Annotated in this window: 17 protein-coding genes; 1 reads left to right on the top strand and 16 read right to left on the bottom strand. The window is 69.9% G+C overall.

What is annotated here, in order from left to right; all coding sequences use genetic code 11:
* Positions 1–8 precede the first annotated feature (8 nt).
* From EOV43_RS02575 to EOV43_RS02540, 8 genes are all read right to left on the bottom strand, one after another.
* The gene (locus EOV43_RS02575) at positions 9–1,037 is read right to left on the bottom strand and encodes an NADP-dependent oxidoreductase (protein ID WP_128219544.1); all 1,029 of its coding nucleotides are present in this window, start codon (positions 1,035–1,037) and stop codon (positions 9–11) included.
* 10 nt (positions 1,038–1,047) lie between these two features.
* On the bottom strand, positions 1,048–2,049 hold the full coding sequence (locus tag EOV43_RS02570; RefSeq protein ID WP_164878633.1) for a zinc-binding dehydrogenase: 1,002 nt from the start codon (positions 2,047–2,049) through the stop codon (positions 1,048–1,050).
* Positions 2,046–3,176 carry an ABC transporter ATP-binding protein gene (locus EOV43_RS02565; RefSeq protein WP_128219542.1) on the bottom strand — a complete coding sequence of 377 codons (1,131 nt, stop codon included), beginning with the start codon at positions 3,174–3,176 and terminating at the stop codon, positions 2,046–2,048. The genes EOV43_RS02570 and EOV43_RS02565 overlap by 4 nt, the downstream gene beginning before the upstream one ends.
* 97 nt (positions 3,177–3,273) lie before the next feature.
* Positions 3,274–4,995 carry an ABC transporter permease gene (locus EOV43_RS02560; protein ID WP_239022192.1) on the bottom strand — a complete coding sequence of 574 codons (1,722 nt, stop codon included), beginning with the start codon at positions 4,993–4,995 and terminating at the stop codon, positions 3,274–3,276.
* A gap of 103 nt (positions 4,996–5,098) precedes the next feature.
* Positions 5,099–6,154, bottom strand: coding sequence for an ABC transporter substrate-binding protein (locus tag EOV43_RS02555; protein ID WP_128219541.1), 1,056 nt, complete (start codon positions 6,152–6,154; stop codon positions 5,099–5,101).
* Between the two features lie 178 nt (positions 6,155–6,332).
* Positions 6,333–7,163, bottom strand: a complete 831-nt coding sequence (locus EOV43_RS02550) for an enoyl-CoA hydratase/isomerase family protein (RefSeq protein WP_128219540.1) — start codon at positions 7,161–7,163, stop codon at positions 6,333–6,335.
* Position 7,164: 1 nt separating this feature from the next.
* Entirely contained in the window at positions 7,165–8,337 is a 1,173-nt protein-coding gene (locus EOV43_RS02545; RefSeq protein WP_239022191.1) for a thiolase family protein, read from the bottom strand.
* A 119-nt stretch (positions 8,338–8,456) separates the two neighbouring features.
* The gene (locus EOV43_RS02540; protein WP_128219538.1) at positions 8,457–8,924 is read right to left on the bottom strand and encodes a MaoC family dehydratase; all 468 of its coding nucleotides are present in this window, start codon (positions 8,922–8,924) and stop codon (positions 8,457–8,459) included.
* Positions 8,925–9,044: 120 nt separating this feature from the next.
* On the opposite strand from EOV43_RS02540, the gene EOV43_RS02535 reads away from it, so the two are divergent.
* The gene (locus EOV43_RS02535) at positions 9,045–9,794 is read left to right on the top strand and encodes an SDR family NAD(P)-dependent oxidoreductase (RefSeq protein ID WP_128219537.1); all 750 of its coding nucleotides are present in this window, start codon (positions 9,045–9,047) and stop codon (positions 9,792–9,794) included.
* A gap of 37 nt (positions 9,795–9,831) precedes the next feature.
* Here the strand turns inward: EOV43_RS02535 and EOV43_RS02530 are convergent, their stop codons facing one another.
* From EOV43_RS02530 to EOV43_RS02495, 8 genes are all read right to left on the bottom strand, one after another.
* Positions 9,832–10,887 (bottom strand): MBL fold metallo-hydrolase, encoded by a 1,056-nt coding sequence (locus EOV43_RS02530; protein ID WP_239022190.1) that lies wholly within the window; start codon positions 10,885–10,887, stop codon positions 9,832–9,834.
* Entirely contained in the window at positions 10,884–11,210 is a 327-nt protein-coding gene (locus EOV43_RS02525; protein ID WP_128219536.1) for an EthD domain-containing protein, read from the bottom strand. Before EOV43_RS02525 ends, EOV43_RS02530 begins: the two co-directional genes overlap by 4 nt.
* A 79-nt stretch (positions 11,211–11,289) precedes the next feature.
* A complete protein-coding gene (locus EOV43_RS02520) occupies positions 11,290–11,901 on the bottom strand; it encodes a TetR/AcrR family transcriptional regulator (RefSeq protein WP_128219535.1) in 612 nt (203 codons plus the stop codon).
* A 107-nt stretch (positions 11,902–12,008) separates the two neighbouring features.
* Entirely contained in the window at positions 12,009–13,523 is a 1,515-nt protein-coding gene (locus EOV43_RS02515) for a class I adenylate-forming enzyme family protein (RefSeq protein ID WP_128219534.1), read from the bottom strand.
* A gap of 47 nt (positions 13,524–13,570) precedes the next feature.
* Positions 13,571–14,686, bottom strand: coding sequence for an alcohol dehydrogenase catalytic domain-containing protein (locus tag EOV43_RS02510; RefSeq protein ID WP_206611378.1), 1,116 nt, complete (start codon positions 14,684–14,686; stop codon positions 13,571–13,573).
* Positions 14,683–15,447, bottom strand: a complete 765-nt coding sequence (locus EOV43_RS02505; protein ID WP_239022189.1) for an SDR family NAD(P)-dependent oxidoreductase — start codon at positions 15,445–15,447, stop codon at positions 14,683–14,685. The genes EOV43_RS02510 and EOV43_RS02505 overlap by 4 nt, the downstream gene beginning before the upstream one ends.
* A 1-nt stretch (position 15,448) precedes the next feature.
* Positions 15,449–16,237 (bottom strand): SDR family NAD(P)-dependent oxidoreductase, encoded by a 789-nt coding sequence (locus EOV43_RS02500; protein WP_128219533.1) that lies wholly within the window; start codon positions 16,235–16,237, stop codon positions 15,449–15,451.
* Positions 16,237–17,457 carry an acyl-CoA dehydrogenase family protein gene (locus EOV43_RS02495; protein WP_128219532.1) on the bottom strand — a complete coding sequence of 407 codons (1,221 nt, stop codon included), beginning with the start codon at positions 17,455–17,457 and terminating at the stop codon, positions 16,237–16,239. Before EOV43_RS02495 ends, EOV43_RS02500 begins: the two co-directional genes overlap by 1 nt.
* Positions 17,458–17,460: the final 3 nt, after the last annotated feature.

Raw genomic sequence — 17,460 nt, 5'->3', positions numbered from 1 at the left:
CCGCAACGTCAGGCGAGGCGGACGAGCGTCTTGCCCACGGTGCGTCCGGCCAGCATGTCGGCCATGGCCCTCGGCGCCTGCTCCAGGCCCGAGTACACCGTCTCGCGCTGCACGAGCTCTCCCGAGCGGAGCCACCCACCGAGGCGGCGCTGCATCTCCTCCATCACGCCGATGTGCAGGCTGCCGCGGAACCCCTGGAGCGTCAGGTGCTTGGCGGTGGCCAGGAAGATGTTGCGCGGACCGACAGCCTCGCCCTCGTAGTCGCTGACCGAGCCGCACAGAGCGATCCGGCCGTGCATGGCCATCGCGTCCAGAGCCGCCTCGAGGTGGTCCCCACCGACGTTGTCGAAGTAGACGTCGATCCCCTCCGGCGCCAGCTCACGCAGTGTCGGAGCCAGGGGCTGGGTGCGATGGTTGAACGCTCCGGCCACGCCCACCTCGTCGCGCAGCCAGGCGACCTTTGCGTCAGTGCCGGCACTGGCGAGCACGCGATGTCCGAGCAGGACGCCGATCTGTGCCACCAGTGAGCCCACGGCGCCGGCCGCAGCGGAGACCCAGAGCGTCTCACCGCCCTTCAACGCATCGACCACGGCCAGTCCGCTCCACGCGGTCAGACCCATCGCCCCGAGCGGACCGAGGTACCACTGGGGCTCGACGTCGGTGACGTCCAGACGCCGCAGGGTCGCGGCTCCGTTCATCAGTTCGACGCCGGCCGGGACGACCGCGTGCGTGCGCCACCCGAAGGGGTGCCAGACGGTGTCGCCGACCGCGAACCCCTCGGCCCGCGACTCGACGACCTCGCCGAGGGTGATCACCCCGTCCATCGGACGTCCCAGCTCGAAGGCGGTGAAGTAGCCCTCAGGTGCGTGCGGGCGCAGCCGCAGCCGCATCCCCGGGTCGACCGAGGTCCAGGTGTTGCGCACCAGCACCTCGCCCTCGGCGGGCGTCGGGACAGGGACCTCCACCACCTCGAAGTGCTCCGGCCCCACCGCCGCGTCGGGGTAGGACCTGACGTGGACCTCGCGGGCGAACGCCACGGTTCCTCCTTCAGTCGTTGAGGACGACCAGGCGTCCGGTGACGCCTCCGGCCCGGAGCCGCTCGATGCCCTCGGGCACCTGGTCGAAGCGCAGGTGCGTGACCACGGGGGCCAGGTCTCCGGAGGCGAGCAACGTGTAGACGGCTGCGATGTCGGCGGCGGTGCCGCCGGAACTGCCGACGATCCGCGCCTTCTGGTGGACGACGTCGGCGGTGACCAGCGGCGTGGTGTGCGCGCCCATGCCGACCATCACGACGGTTCCACCCTTGCGGATGGCCATCAGGCCGGCCTGGGTGGTCGACCCGAACCCGGCGAAGTCGACCACGGCGTCCAGCTCGAGGCCGATGAGTTCCTCGGCGCTGGAGACGACGGAGGCCAGCCCCAGGGAACGTCCCAGTTCGACGGCCGCGGGGTTGGTGTCGGCGGCGTGCACCTCGGCGCCGTGGAGCACCGCGATCCGCGCGCCGACCTGTCCGAGCCCGCCGAGGCCGATGATCCCGATCCGCTGGCCGGGGACCGCCCCGGCGACCTCGACCACGGCATGGTGCGAGGTCATGCCGGCGTCGGTGCCCAGCGCAGCCAGGTCGTAGCCCAGACCGTCCGGAACGGCGACGAGGTCGGACGCCGACACCAGGTGGTACGCGGCATACCCGCCGTCCCGTCCGTAGCCGGGCACGGTGTCCCCCATCGGGAACACCCCGAATCTCTGGCCCAGCTCGATGCCGGTGACCGACTCGCCGAGAGCGACCACGTCGCCGGCGATCTCGTGTCCCAGGGTGATCGGGTTCTGGTGGATGTTCTCCGCCCACGACGGTTCGTCCAGCTCCCCCACGTCGGAGTGACACATCCCGGCCGCGCGCACGCGGAGCAGGACTTCACCGGGGCCCGGCCGGGGCACGGGCACGTCGTTCAGAGTCAGGGGCCGGCCGGTGCCGGTCCACTGCCAGGCCTGCATGGTCGCCGGGAGGACGACGTCCTCCGCGGTCGCGGCGGCGCTGAGACCGGTGCTCACGCGGTGGCCGCCAGTGCCTGCGCGGGTGCGACGGGGGCCGAGTCGGCGTAGACCTGCATCGCCTCGGGGCGGAAGGAGATGACCACGGGCTCGCCCTCGTGGGCGCTGCGCAACCATGCGCCGTGCTGTGCCGACGCGACGCGCAGACGGAACTGCTCCGGCCCCGCAGCGACAGTGACGTCGTAGTGCCGTCCACCGAACTCGGAGGCCAGCAGCACCGCGTCCAGCGCCACGGCGTGATCAGGCACCCGGTCACCGGCGCGGTGCAGGGCGACGTCGTCGGGCCAGAGCCGGGCCACCACGTGCTGGGCGTCCGGGAGCTCGCGGAGCAGTTCGATCTCGTTGCCGCCGCGCGTCCGCCACCGGGAACCAGCACGCTCGAGCTCGATGCGGTTGGCCATGCCGATGAACTCGGCCACGAAGTCGGTCCCCGGGTTGTCGAAGACCTCCTGCGGGGTGCCCATCTGCTCGATCCGACCCTTGTTCATGATCGCGAGCTTGTCGCCCAGTGCGAAGGCCTCGGACTGGTCGTGGGTGACGAAGACCGCGCCGAATCCGAGGCTCTCGTGCAGGCGGTGGATCTCGGTGCGCACGGAGTCACGCAGGCGAGCGTCCAGGTTGGAGAGGGGCTCGTCGAAGAGGACGAGTTCGGGGCGCGCCGCGAGACCTCGGGCGACGGCCACTCGCTGCTGCTGACCACCGGAGAGCTGGGAGGGGTAGCGGTCGAGCAGGTGGCCGGTGTCGACCATCGCCGCGGCCTCCTCGACCCGGCCTGCCGCGAGGGCGTCCTTCATCTTGCGGACCTTCAGCGGGTAGGCGATGTTCTTGCGCACCGTCATGTTGGGCCACAGTGCGTACGACTGGAAGACCATGCCCAGGTTGCGCTGGTGCGCGGGGACGTTGGTGCGGGCAGCAGCGTCGAAGACCGGGCGTCCGGCCAGTTCGATGGTGCCTCGTTCGGGGGTCTCCAGACCGGCGAGACAGCGCAGGGTGGTGGTCTTGCCGCAGCCCGAGGGGCCGAGCAGGACCAGGAACTCGCCCTGCTCGATCTCGAGGTCGAGATCGTCCACGATCACGTTGGAGCCGTAGGCCTTGTGCAGGCCACTGATCTTGAAGGCAGAAGACATGGGAGGAACCTCTCGGGACACCAGGGACAGGCCCTGGACGGCATTCATTTCGTGGGCGGGGACGCGCGGCGGTGGCGCAGGAGTGACGCGGGGGACGTCACAGGTTGTCGAGGACGTTGCGACCACCGATCGCCATGGCCAGCGCGACGCCCGCGGTGGTCACGGCCGTCATCAGGATCGACATCGCCGCGACCAGCGGGTAGGAGCCGTTGCTCCAGTGGTCGTAGAGCACGGTGCCCATGACCTGCGTCGTGGACGAGCGCACCATGATCGAGGCGGCGAACTCATGTGTGAGCAGGATGAACATCAGCGCGACGGCGCTGAGCGCGGCGGGCTTCAGCGAGGGCAGGGTGACCCGCATCGTCGTGACCAGCGGACTCGCGCCGCTGACCGCGGAGGCCTCGGTGTAGCTGTTCCCCATCGAGATCAGAGCCGTCAGCAGCATCCGCGTGGCGAAGGGAAGCATGAGCACGACGTAGACCAGGACGATCACCGTCCGGGTGCCGTAGAGGATGAACGGCGGCTCCGTGTAGGTGAGCAGGAATCCGACACCGAAGATCACCGCGGGGATGCCGAGCGGCAGCGCGGAGACCAGGTCGCCCAACAGCCGCAGGAAGGGCACGTGCTGACCCTTGGCGATGAGCAGCGCGACGGCCAGGCCGAGCGGGACGCAGATCGCAACCGCGGCCAGCGAGGTCACGACGCTGGTGACGACCGACTCCATGATGCCGGGGGTGTCCACCAATTGACGGTAGTTGTCGAAGGTGAAGAGGCTCCAGGAGAGGTCTCCGGACCAGTAGGGCGTCAGCGAGACGATCACCACCCCGATCATCGGGAGCACGAGCGCCAGCAGACCGTACAGGGCCACCACCACGGTGGCCCAGTGCGACTGGCCCGAGGTGGGAGCGAACGACTTGCCTCCGTGGGTGACGAATCGTGCCTGGTTGCCCAGCAGCAGACGCTGGGCCAGGACCACGAGGATGCCCAGGATCACCAACGGTGACCCGGCGGCAGCAGCGGCGGCGAAGTTGGCCGGCGACTCCGAGGCCCGGAAGTACATCTCGGTCGTCAGGACCTTGAGACCTTCGTTCTGCCCGAGCAGCAGAGGCGCGGTGAACTGCCCCAGTCCCAGGAGCAGCGCGACACCGCCGCCGTAGACGAGGGAGGGGCGCAGCAGCGGGAGCACGACCTTGAAGAAGACCCCGAGCGTGGTCGATCCGCTCAGCTGGGCCGCTTCCAGGTGCTCGGACGAGATGTTGGACATCCCGGCGGAGACGAACAGGTACACGAAGGAGGTGAGGCTGAAGCCCGTGATGATGACGATCCACGCGGTGGAGTAGATGTTGACCGGACCGGCGTCGAGGTGGTCCCACCAGGGCAACTGGCGCAGGACCATGTTGAGGTATCCGGGACCGGGCGAGAGCAGGAACGCCCACCCGACCACGTTCGCGACCGACGGCATGACGATCGGCAGGAGCGGGACGATGCGCAGCCAGCCGACGCCTCCCGGCAGCCGACTCACGGCGAACGCCAGGATCGTGCCCAGCACCATCGCGATGACCACCGAGACGACGGCCAGCAGCGCCGTGGTCTGCAACGTCTGGGCCACGTCGTCGCGGCCGAACTGGTCCCGGTAGCCCTGGGCGCCGTCGGCGAAGGCCATCGACTGGAGCTTGTAGAGGGGCCACACGATCAGGTAGGCCAGCACTGCGATCAGGACGCCGTAGCCGATACGACTGCGCCACAGGCGCGACGCGGCCAGACGGGACCACGGTGTGGGGGTGGGAGCCGCATGGGCCGCGGCACGGGTCATCGTCATCACTTCACCTCGCTCAGCGCTTCACAGCGCCGACGTACTCGCCGGGGGGAGGAGCGGGAAGCCGCTCCGACCGGGCGGCCCGGGAGGGCCGCCCGGCAGGGGGTCACTTCTTGAGGAAGAGGCCTTCCCACGTCTTCTGGTAGTCGGTGACCACCTCGGGGCTGATCTCCTCGGGGTCCGGGAGCTTGATCTCCTGGGCGACGACGTCGGCGCCGGCGATGCCGGTGCCCTCCACGTCGGGCAGAGCCGCGACGTAGTCCGCCGAGATCGCCTTCTGGCCAGCCTCGGTGACCATGAAGTCAGCCAGCAGTTGGGCGGCGTTGGGGTTCTTGGACGCACCGACGACGTGCGTGTACCAGGGGACGCCGAAGGGCTTCTCCGGCACGACGAAGTCGACCGGGGCGCCCTTCTCCTTCTCGGCCAGCAACTGGCTGGCGGCCACCGGCGTGGCCCACACCTCACCCGAGGTCAGCGCGGAGGTGATGGCCACTGCACTGGGGTAGATGCGCGGTCCGGTGGCGGCCAGGTCGGTGACGAAGCCGGGCGCCCAGTCCTGCTCGAAGCCCTTCCACATGTCGACGTAGGTCGGGATGCCGGACGGGTTGGAGACGCCGACCTTGCCCTTCAGCTTCGGGTCGAGGACGTCCTCGGGTGCGGAGAGGCCTGTGGGGTACTTGTTGGTGTTCCAGGCGATGCCGAAGACGGCCGCGCTGGTCACGAACCACCGGTCGTCGAGGATGCTCTCCGCGCGGCGGTACTCGGCGGCGTCGAACGAGGGACCCACGAGCTCGGCCGAGGCGTCCTCGTCCTCGAGGTCGCTGGCGATCCAGGCCGCGTCGGTGGTCATGTGGACGTCGGCGATGGCCTTGCCGGTCTTCTTCTCGACGTCGACCTTGGGCAGGATGTCGGCGTCCGTGCCGCGCACGAAGTCCAGCTTGATGTCGGGGTACTCGGCCTCGAAGGCCTTCTTGAGCGCCTCGAGGTTCTCGGGAGCGTGGGTGCTGTAGAGAGTCACCTTGCCCTCCTTCGCGGCCGCCTCGACGATCCCGTCCCAGCTGTCTGCGAGTTCGGACTCGGGGCCCGATCCTCCACAGGCGGCGAGGGACATGGATGCAGCCACCACCAGGGCGGTCAGGACGGCAGGACGCTTCGATGCCATGAGTTGGGGCTCCTTGCAGAATGCACTCGTTCGCCAAATTGAACTAGATTCAGGCACCAAGGTATGGCGCGGGTCACATCCTGACAAGAGGATGTGCAATGTTTCTTGAATCGAATTCAACAGACGACAGGGGTGCCCGGAACCCCGGACACCCCTGTCGCGTCGTCGCTGGCCACTCTCAGCGTGCGACGAACCTCTCGATCAGTCGGACGGCCTCGGCGCCGGCGACGGCACGTGAGATCGTCCTCGCCTCCTCAACCCCGACGGCCGTGCGGTCGATCTCCCACCCGGCACGCAGGAGACGTCGAGCCTGCCCCAGGGCGCTCGCCGGCCCTGCAGCGAAGTCCAGGGCCACCTGGGTGGCACGGGAGACGGCCACGTCGGCGTCGTGCACGACCTCGGTGACCATGCCCCACTCGTGCGCGGTCGCGGCGGTGACGGGCTTGTTCGCCAGCGCGAAACCCAGCGCCCGCTGCTGCCCGATCGCGCGCGGAAGCAGGTAGGAGACGCCGCAGTCAGGCGTCAGGCCGATGCCGGGATAGGCGAAGACGAACTTCGTCTGCTGGGCAGCGACGATGACGTCCGCAGCCAGCATGATCGCCAGCCCCGCACCTGCCACAGCACCGTGGACGGCCGCCACGACCGGCTTCTCCAGCGACTCCAGGCCCCGGACCGCAGCGTCCGCGTCCAGCGCCAACTGGTGCAGGAAGGCCGGTTTGTCCTCGGCCGCAGCGAACGCGGGAACGTCCCCGCCACCACAGAACCGCGCACCGGATCCGGAGACCAGGACCGACTTCGCACTCTCGTCGGAGGCCGCTCGCTCGGCCGCCAGTCGCAACGCGTGCGAGAGGCCGACGTCCAGGGCGTTGGCCGCGGACGGTCGGTTCAGGGTGATGTGCGCGACGCCGTCACGCACGGCGTAGGTGACGTCGTCCTCCGGCCCGAGGTCGTGCTCGCCGACGACGTAGCCGGCCGGCAGTTCGTCGGGCAGGACGTACTCGCCAGCCATCTCAGACCCGCTTCAGCAGGGCGGCGAGCGCCTGGCCGCCACCGATGCACATGGTGACGATGCCGTACTCGTGGTCGGCGCGGACCATGGTCTTGGCCGCTCGGACCGTGAGCAGGGCGCCGGTCGCGCCGACCGGGTGACCGAGCGCGATCGCGCCGCCGTAGGGGTTGGTCTGTTCGGCGGAGAGCCCGGCGTCACGCATGACAGCGACAGCCTGGGAGGCGAAGGCCTCGTTGAGCTCGACGGTGCCGATGTCGGACGGCGTCAGGCCGGTCTGCTCGAAGAGCTTGCGGAGCGCGAACGTGGGGGCGTAGCCCATGAGTCGCGGGTCCATCGCAGCGGTGGTGACGGCCTCGATCGAGACCAGCGGCGTCAGACCACGCTCGGCAGCCACCGATTCACGGGCCAGGACGACCGCGGCGCCACCGTCGTTGATGCCGGAGGCGTTGCCGGCTGTGACGGTTCCGTCCTTCTTGAACGCCGGGCGCAGGCCGGCGAGGGTCTCGATGGTGGTGGCGGGCTTGGGGTGCTCGTCGGTGTCGACGACGACGGGCTTGCGGCCCTTGACCTCGAAGGCGACGATCTCCTCGGCGAAGGCGGCCTTGGCCTCGGCGGTCGCAGCGCGACGCTGCGACTCCAGGGCGAACTCGTCCTGCTCGGCACGGGAGACGCCGTACTTCGCGGCGACGTTCTCGGCGGTGATGCCCATGTGCACGCCGTCGAAGGGGTCGGTGAGCATCAGGACGGTGCCGTCCTTGAGCTCACGGTCACCCAGGCGGTAGCCGTTGCGCGCACCGAAGTCGTAGAACGGCATGCGGCTCATCGACTCGTTGCCGCCCGCGAGGGCGAAGTCGAGGTTGTTCCAGCGCATCTCCTGCGCGGCCGACCAGATCGCCTGCAGGCCCGAGCCACAGAGGCGGTTCACGGTGAAGGCAGGGACCTCGTGCGGCAGCCCGGCGGCCACACCGACGCGGCGGGCGTTGTACGCGTCCGGGCCCACCTGACCGATGCACCCGGTGACGACCTCACCGATCTCCTCCGCCGCCACGCCGGAGCGCTTGAGCGCCTCGACGGACGCGGCAGCACCCAGTTCGTAGCCGGGGACGTCCTTGAAGACGCCGCCGAAGGACCCCACCGGGGTGCGGGCTCCGTCGACGATGACGATCTTCTCCACTGTTCTCTCCATTCGTAGAAGCGGCCAGGTGCAGGATGGCACGCCGAGCGGCGCCCGCCCCGCGACCGACGCCGGGGGAAACGAGCCGCAGCACCCGACAGGTGCTGCGGCGTCAAGGGTCAGGCAGGCTCGGGATAGACGACCATGAGCGTCTGGGTCACCGCGGCAGGGCGCTCCCGGCCCTCGATCTCCACCACGTAGGAGACCCGGCCCAGCACTCCTCCCCCGTCGACGTCGGACGCCTCGAGCATCGTGGCCGTGAGGCGGATGCGGTCACCGGGGTGGACCGGCGCGGGGAAACGCACCTTGTCGAGGCCGTAGTTGACCGCGCGGCCCACCTCGGCGAACTCGAAGACCTGCGCGCTCAGGCGCGGCATCAGCGAGAGCGTCAGGAATCCGTGCGCCACCGTGCCTCCGAGCCCTTCGGCGCGGGCACGTTCAGGGTCCACGTGGATCCACTGCCAGTCCTCGGTGACGTCAGCGAAGGCATCAATGCGCTCCTGGGTGATCTCGAACCACTCACTGGTGCCCAGCTCGGACCCCACGAGGGATCGAAACTCCGCGATGCCGCGAATCGTACGACCCATCACCCCTCCTAGTTGAATTCAATTCAGTTCGGTGTCACTGTAAACCCACAACCGTCCCCCGACCAGTGGGACGCCCAGGACGACCGACTCCGCAGTCGCGGACACATCCCAGGAGAAGCCATGGACCGCTACACCGGCAGGACCGTCCTCGTCACCGGCGCCACCGGCGGGATCGGCACGCACGTGTGCCGACGCCTCGCCTCCGAGGGGGCCCGGGTGGTCGCGGCGGACCTCGCCGGCACGCCACTGGATGACCTGGTCTCCTCCCTGCCCGGCTCCGGGCACCTGCGCTCAGTGCTCGACGTCAGTGACGAATCAGCCTGGATCCGGGTGGTCAAACTGCTGGAGGAGCGCACCGGCGGACTCGACGTCCTGGTGAACAACGCAGCCATCGGCTCGGCCGCCGACGTCACCGAGGAGACCCGCGAGCGCTTCGAACGCGTCGTCGCCGTCGACCAGATCGGCACGTGGCTGGGCATGAAGCACGCCGGCGCACTGATCGAGCGCAGCGGGGGCGGCGCGATCGTCAACGTCGCCTCGATCCTGGGCAGCACCGGCGGCCTGGGCAACTCGGTCGCCTACGCCGCAGCCAAGGGCGCCGTGCGCACGATGACCAAGAACGCCGCCCTGACCTGGGCCACCCGCGGCGTGCGGGTGAACTCACTGCACCCCGGCTTCATCGAGACCCCGCAGCTGCTCGAGCGCTTCGAGGGCTCCGAACGCCACCGCGGCATGCTCGCCAACACCCCGATGGGCCGCCTGGGCCGCCCCGAGGAGATCGCCGGCGCCGTGGCCTTCCTGGGCTCCGACGACGCCGGCTTCATGACCGGCAGCGAGCTCTACGCGGACGGCGGCTGGACCGCGCGCTGAGCACTCCGGGGTCTCCCCGCCCCGGAGCAGGGCGGGGTCACCGCGCGAGAAACCGGTCGACTCCCCCGCGGGACGGCTCCACGGCGATTTCGCCCTGCTCCACGAGCACGTCGAGGTGGGCCATCGTCTCGCAGACCGCGATCATCTTGTTGAAGACGTCGAGCTCACCGAAGCTGCGCCCGCGACGGGTCCAGAGCAGACCGGAGGCGACCTCCAGCCCCGTGCTCGCACCGTGGTCGAGCACCTGGTCGCGGGTCGCGTCCAGACGCACCCGGTGGTGCTCGAGCAACGCGCGCACCCGCTCGTGCACTCCCCCGCCGACCGGCCCGTGAGCCGGCAGCAGGATCGCGTCCGGCCGCGTGAGCAGCAGTTCCAACGAGGAGAGGTAGTTGCCCAGCGGCAGGTCCCAGTCACCCAGCTCGAAGCCGATCGAGGGCGTGATCGTGGGCAGCACGTGGTCGCCGGAGAAGAGCAGCCCCGCGGCGTGGTCGTGGAAGACCAGGTGACCCTTGGTGTGCCCGGGCGTGAGCACCGCCTCGACCGGTCGTCCGGCCAGCGCGACCGTTCCGGGAGAGGTCCAGACGTCCGGCTCCTCCCAGTCCGCCGCCCTCCACGGTTCGCCGTGCTCCATCCGCGCGACGACGCCGGCGATCGCGTCGGCGCCGGCACGCGCCAACTCGCGCAGGGACGCTTCGGGGCTGTTGCTGCGCAGGGCGCTGACCATGGCCAGCCCGGGCGCCTCCTCGGCACCGAGGTGGATGCGCGCACCGCACGCGCGGCGCAGTTCCGGTCCGAGGGTGTAGTGGTCGCGGTGGATGTGCGTGACGTGGACGTCGGTGACGTCGGCCAGGGTGCAGCCGATCTGCCCCAGGCCGGCGGAGAGCACCTCGAGGGCACCCGGCACCCGCCATCCGGCGTCGACCAGAGCGAGGCCGGCGGGCCCCTGGACGGCGTAGACGTTGACGGCCCGGAGTCCGTCCTGGGGCATCGGCAGGACGATGCGGTGGATGCCCTCGGCGACCGGGTGGGCACCGGGTGCGGACCAGTCCTGGCCCGCACCCGACACCGCTCCCGGCAGCAGCGGAGAGGTCACTTCTCCGCGACCATCACTCGCTCTTCGCCCATCACGGCAATCCGGCTGCCCTTCATGTCGCCGACGTGCTCGATGGCCTTCTTCCACTCGTCACTGGCCAGCGCCGCGTCGAGCGCCTCCTTGGAGTCGAAGGAGAGGATCGAGACACCGTCCCAGCCGGCCGAGCGCTTCTCGTCCATGCGCTCGAGCACCTCGGTGTGGTGCCAACGTCGCAGCCCGGGGAGTCCGTAGGTGACCTCGGCGTGCTCGCCGCGCCACCACTCGATGAACTGGTCGTGGGTCCACTCGTGCGGCTTCGAGGCCATCAGGATCAGGTTGTACACGGTTCCTCCTGAGTTGAATTCTGTTCAAGGACTACGGGTGAAAAGGTGCCCCTCCTGTCACGACAGGAGGGGCTGCGGCTCAGTGAGCCAGTCGGAGGCAGGCCTCGACAACCTCGTCGGCGACCTGGTCGAGCGTCTGGGAGCCACTCGGGCGGTACCAGCGCCAGACGCTGTTGAGCAGACCCAGCATCAGCCTCGCGCCCGTCTTGGTGTCACGGTCGGAGAAGGCGCCCTGCTCGATGCCCAGCGCGAGCATCGCGGACCAGTCCTGCTCGATCTGACGGACGAGGTCGCGCGACTTCTGGCGCTCGGCCTCCTCGCGCTCGGAGACACGAGGAGCAACCAGGAGGTCCTGGTGGCTCAGCAGGATGCGGGCCTGCAGGGCCTCGCGCGGCTCGACGGCGATCGCTGCCCGGACCGAGGCACGGAGTTGCTCCTCGGCGCTCGCCACTCCCTGGGTCACGGCGACGAAGCGCTCGTGCGAACGCTCCAGTTCGGTGCTCATGATGGTCAGCAGGCAGTGCGCCTTCGACTCGAAGTAGTGGTAGAGCGCCGTCTGACCGATGCCCACCTGGTCGGCGATCGTGGCCCACTTGGTGTGCTCGAAGCCGACCTCCCCGAAGTTGTCGATGGCAGCGTCGAGGATGAGGCGACGCTTGGAGCGCGGCCCTGCTGGAGCTGTGGTGGACATGTTTCTCCCGGTGTCGGCGTCGTCACTCAAGCGTAACCTGAGTCGAGTTCAGGTCGGTACACACAATGGCCTGAGATCCCCTGCAGCGCCATCACTGTCAGAAATCGTTACACCAAGGAGCCGTCGGTGGCGTACCGCGCGGCGAGCGACACGGCCTCGACCCGGTTCAGCTTGCCGACCCTGTTCTGGGGCAGCGTCGGGACCGACCACAAGAACTCCGGCCACTTGAACTTCGGGAAGTCCGAGGCCGCCAGCTCGCGGACCACCTCGTCCAGCTCGCGGGGCTGGCCGTCCCACACCACCAGTGCAGCGGCGCGCTCCCCCAGCATGTCGTCCGGCACCGGCACCACGCAGACCTGCGCGACGCCGTCGAGGGCGGCCAGGGCCGACTCGACCTCGTTGATGTCGATGTTGCGCCCGCCGCGAATGATGACCTGCTTCTCGCGGCCGAGGATGTTGATCGTGCCGTCCTCGTTGATGCGGGCCCGGTCACCGGTCGGGAAGAAGCCGTCAGCGACGACCTCCGGCGGGACCGGGACGCCACCGCGCGCGTAGCCGGTGAAGAGCGAGGGGCCACGCACCTGCGCGGCACCGACCTGCCCCTGCGGCAGCGGGGATCCGTCCTCGCCGACGACACGCACCTCGGTGCCCGGGAACGGGCGACCGTCACGGCCCAGGCGGACCTCGGCGTCGTCGCTCGGCCGCGGGGTGGTGTGCCCCAGACACTCGGACATGCCGAAGACCCGCAGGAACTTCGTCCCCAGGTGCTCCTCGGCACGACGCAGTGCGTCCATGTTCATGGGACCGCCGCCCACGGTCATCGCCTTCATCTGCGAGAAGGCGTCTGCGGAGCCGTCGACCAGGGAGAGCTGCAGCGCCATCGTCGGCACGAGCATCGTCCAGGCGACCTTCTCCTCGCGCAGGAGCGCGACGGCCGACTCGGGGCTCCACTTCTCCAGACACACCATCGGCGAGCCGTTCATCGCCGGCAGGTGCAGGCCGAAGCAGAAGGCAGCCACCGACGACAGCGGCACCAGAGCACCGACCGGGTCGCCGGGCTGCAGGCCCACGGCCTCGATGGTGGAGCGTCCGGCGTAGCGCAGGGCCTCCTCGGACTGCACCACACACTTGGGGCGACCGGTGGAGCCCGACGTCATCGCGATCACGACACCGCCGTTCCAGCGCTCGACGCCACGGGTGGTCCCGGACGCGGCGCGCAGCAGCGGCCACCCGTCCAGCACCTCGCCAGCGGCGACGAACCCGGCGTCGGCCCCGGTGCCGAGCTGCCAGCTCTCGGAGGTGTGGGCCGAGACCACGACGGCGTCGGGCTCGATGTCCTCCTGGGCCAGCTCCCACTCGGTGCGGGTGGCATGGCCGCTGATCACCGCGACCAGACCACCGCGAATGCCGACGGCCAACGCAGCCGCCAACGTCCGCCAGGTGTTGTCGGCCTGCACGAGAACCGTCGGGGCGCCGTCGAGCTCGCGCTCCAGCACCTCGGCGAGGGCTCGGGCGTGGGTCACGACCTCGCCCAGCGTGTGCCTACCGGTTCCGTCCACCACGGCCACCTGCTCGGGTGACTGCTCGGCCCGGGCCAGAACCTCCTGCGCCAGCTTCTGCATGCCTGGATGCTCCTCTGCTCGTCGTCGTCTTCGTTCAAGGGGGTGGTTCAGCGTCCGGGGATGACGACCGCGCGGCCGTGCACCTCCCCGGCAGCGAGGCGTGCGTACGCCTCCTCCACCCGGGACAGGTCGAACTGTTCGGTCTCGGCGTGCAGGACGCCACGGGACGCCAGGTGCACCACCTCGACCAGGTCGGCGTGCGTGCCCCAGAACGGAGCGCTCACCGAGAACCCACGGGGCCAGGGCGCACCCTTGGCCACCCGAGCGGCGCCCCCGCCCGATCCCACCACCACGTAGGAACCACCGGGGACCAACAGGTCCGGGGCCGCGTCCAGGGTGGCAGCGTTGCCGACCAGGTCGATGACCAGGTCGAGACTCCCGTCGGCCTCGGCGGCCGGCAACGGACCGCGCGCAGCCAGCGCCAGGGCGACGGCGGGCTTGACCTCGCTGACGTCGGCGACCACGACGTCGGCGCCCAGGTGGGTGGCCAGGTCACGGGCACCCGGACGCGGGTCGACCGCCGCCAGGAGCTCGAGACCTTCGGTCGCCAGGAGCTGGAGCGCGAGGTGGCCGAGTCCCCCGATCCCGACCACCGCGGCCACTCCCCCACGCAGGCGACCGCGGTGCGGGGCCAGGGCGTGGAAGGTGGTCAGACCTGCGTCGGTGAGCGGTGCCAGGTCGACGGCCGCGACACCGTCGGCCGGCACCAGGTGCTCGGCGGAGGGCACGAGCACGTACTCGGCCAGGCCACCGTCGCGCCCGATCCCGGGACCGATCGCGTCGGTGATCGAGGCACAGGAGTTCTGCTCACCACGACGGCAGGCACGGCACTGGCCGCACCCCCAGACCCCGTGCACGGCGAAGGTGCCGCGCAACGTGGGGTCGGCGTCGGGTCCGAGTGCGACGACCCGTCCCACGACCTCGTGACCGAGGGTGAACGGGACCGCGAAACCCATCGCTCCCGGAGCGGCGCCGATCAGTGTGAGGTCGGAGTGGCACAGCCCGGCCGCCTCGACGGCGAGCAGCACCTCACGTCCCTGCGGACGCGGCACCGGCACCCGGACGGTCGTCGGCGCCTCACCCCAGGCCAGGAGCCGGAAGGCGTCCATCTCCTCGGGGAGATCTGCAGGGAGCCCTGCGGGGAGGTCTGCGGGCGTGGTCACTTCGCGGTCCATCCACCGTCGACGGCGAGGGTCTGGCCCGTGACGTAGCTGGAGGCGTCCGAGGCCAGGAACAGCAGGGCGCCGTTCACCTCGCCCTCGGCGCCGCCGCGTCCGAGCATGGTGTTGCGACGCACCCAGCCGGCCGACTTCTCGTTCTGGAAGAGGCCGTCGGTCATCTCGGTGTCGAAGAAGCCGGGGACGATCGTGTTCACGCGGATGCCGCGCCGTCCCCACTGCCCGGCCAGCTCGCGTCCGGTGCCGATCACGGCTGCCTTGGAGGCGGCGTACCCGGCGCCACCGATCGGGGCGGTCGAGACCAGGCCCACGATCGAGGAGATGTTGATGATCGACGCGGTGCGGTCGTCCGGCAGCGCCTTGACGGCCGACACGGTGAGGTGAAAGCCGGAGACGAGGTTGATGTCGAGGATCCGGTCGAACTCCTCGGCGGTCTCGGTCAGGGCGTCCGGGCCACCGGCGATGCCGGCGTTGTTGACCAGCACGTCGATCCCGCCGTTGATCTCGGTCGCCGTGGCCACCAGACGCTCGCGGTCCTCGATGCGGGTGATGTCGGCGACCACCGGGACGATGCCCGACACCTCGGCGGCCAGCGCCTCGAGGCGATCGGCACGGCGGGCAGCAGCCACGACGGTGGCACCGGCACCGGCCAGCGTGCGGGCGAAACCCTCCCCCAGACCGGAGGAGGCACCGGTGACCACGGCGACGCGACCGGTGAGGTCGAAGAGTGCGTTCACGTCCACCATCTCAGTACACCGCCGTACGCCCGCCGTCGACGGGGATCAGGGCACCGGTCGTGTAGCCGGCGCGATCGGAAGCCAGGTGGACGACCATCCCGGCGAACTCGCGCGGGTCGCCGAGACGCCCGGCGGGCAGCCGGTCGACGACCTTGCCGATGAGCTCATCGTCCCAGTTGGCCGCCATGTCGGTGGCGAAACCGCCGGGCATCACGCAGTTGACGCGCACGGTGGGCGCGAACTCCTGGGCGAAGGCGCGGGTGAGTGCGTTGAGGCCGTTCTTGGTGGCCGCGTACGTGGCCTCGGCCGGGCTCGGACGCTCGGCGCCGATGCTGGAGACGTTGATGATCGAGCCGGAGCCCTGACGACGCATGTGCTCGCCGGCGACGGCTATCACCCGGAAGGGACCCTTGAGGTTCACGTCCACGGTCTTGGAGAAGAGAGCCTCGGAGACCTCGTACGAGCTCGGCGCGAACGGGGCGATGCCGGCGTTGTTGACCACGACGTCGATGCGACCGTGGTCGGCGACGACCGAGTCGATCGCCGGCTCGATGGCGTCCCAGTCACCCACGTGCAGGGCGAGCGGGTACGCCTTCACGCCGGTGGCCGCGGTGATCTCGGCAGCGACCTCCGCGCAGGCCTCGGCCTTGCGGCTGGAGACGATGACGGTGGCGCCGGCCTCGGCCATGGCGTCGGCGATCGCGCGGCCCAGGCCGCGGGTTCCACCGGTGACCAGGGCAACCTTGCCCTCGAGCTCGCGAGGGGCAGCAGTGCTGGCGGGGTTCGTGGGGGTGCTCATCACTTCTTCTCCGGACGCAGGTGGCGGTACTTGCGCAGCTCGCCGCGGCCGATCGAGCGCAGGTGCACCTCGGTCGGGCCGTCGGCGATCTGCAGGGCACGCGTGAGCGAGTGGAAACGGGCCAGCGGGGTGTCCTCGGTGGTGCCAGCGGCACCCCAGGTCTGGACGGCGCGGTCGATGACCTTGTGTGCGACCTCCATGGCGGCCACCTTGATCGCAGCGACCTCGGTGCGCGCGGCGGCGTTGCCCTGGGTGTCCATCAGCCAGGCGGCCTTGAACGTGTAGAGACGGATCTGGTCGATCTCCATACGGGAACGGGCGATCCACTCGCGCACCACACCCTGGTCGGCCAGCGGGCCGCCGAAGGCGCTGCGCTGCTGGGCGCGCTCGCACATCAGCTGCAGGCCACGCTCGGCGATGCCGATGGCGCGCATCGCGTAGTGCATGCGGCCGGGACCGAGACGGCCCTGGGCGATGGCGAAACCGTCACCCTCGTTGCCGAGCATGTTGGCGGCCGGGACGCGGACGTCGGTGAACTGCAGTTCGGCGTGGCCGAGGCGGTCGCGGTAGCCGAAGGAGGAGAGGTCCCGGACGATCTCGACGCCGGGGGCGTCGGTCGGGACCAGGATCATCGACTGCTGGCGGTACGGCTCGGCGTCCGGGTCGGACTTGCCCATGAAGATGAGGAGCTTGCAGTCGGGGTCCATGCCTCCGGAGGTGAACCACTTGCGGCCGTTGATCACGTACTCGTCGCCGTCGCGGACGATCGAGGACTCCACGTTCATCGCGTCGGAGGAGGCGACCCAGGGCTCGGTCATCGCGAAGGCGGAGCGGATGGAGCAGTCGAGCAGCGGCTTGAGCCACTGGTTCTTCTGCTCCTCGGTGCCGTACATGGCCAGGATCTCCATGTTCCCGGTGTCGGGGGCGGAGCAGTTGAAGACCTCGTTGCCGATGATGGAGCGACCCATGATCTCGGCGAGCGGGGCGTACTCGAGGTTGGTGAGGCCGGCACCCAGGTTGTCGTGGGTCATGGCGAAGTTCCAGAGCCCCTGACGACGGGCCTCGGCCTGCAGGTCCTTCATGATCTGCGGCTGCTCGTGGAAGTCGCCCTCGGCGACCTGCGCGTCGTACACGGTCTCGGCCGGGTAGACGTGCTCCTCCATGAAGGCGGTGATCTTCTCCGCCAGCTCGACGGTGCGGGGGGTGAATGCGAAGTCCACGGG

This window comes from Nocardioides yefusunii (genome assembly GCF_004014875.1).
GTDB classification, from domain to species: domain Bacteria; phylum Actinomycetota; class Actinomycetes; order Propionibacteriales; family Nocardioidaceae; genus Nocardioides; species Nocardioides yefusunii.
The sequence above is the reverse complement of the archived record's forward strand: the minus strand, read 5'-3'. Positions and strand labels throughout refer to the sequence as shown.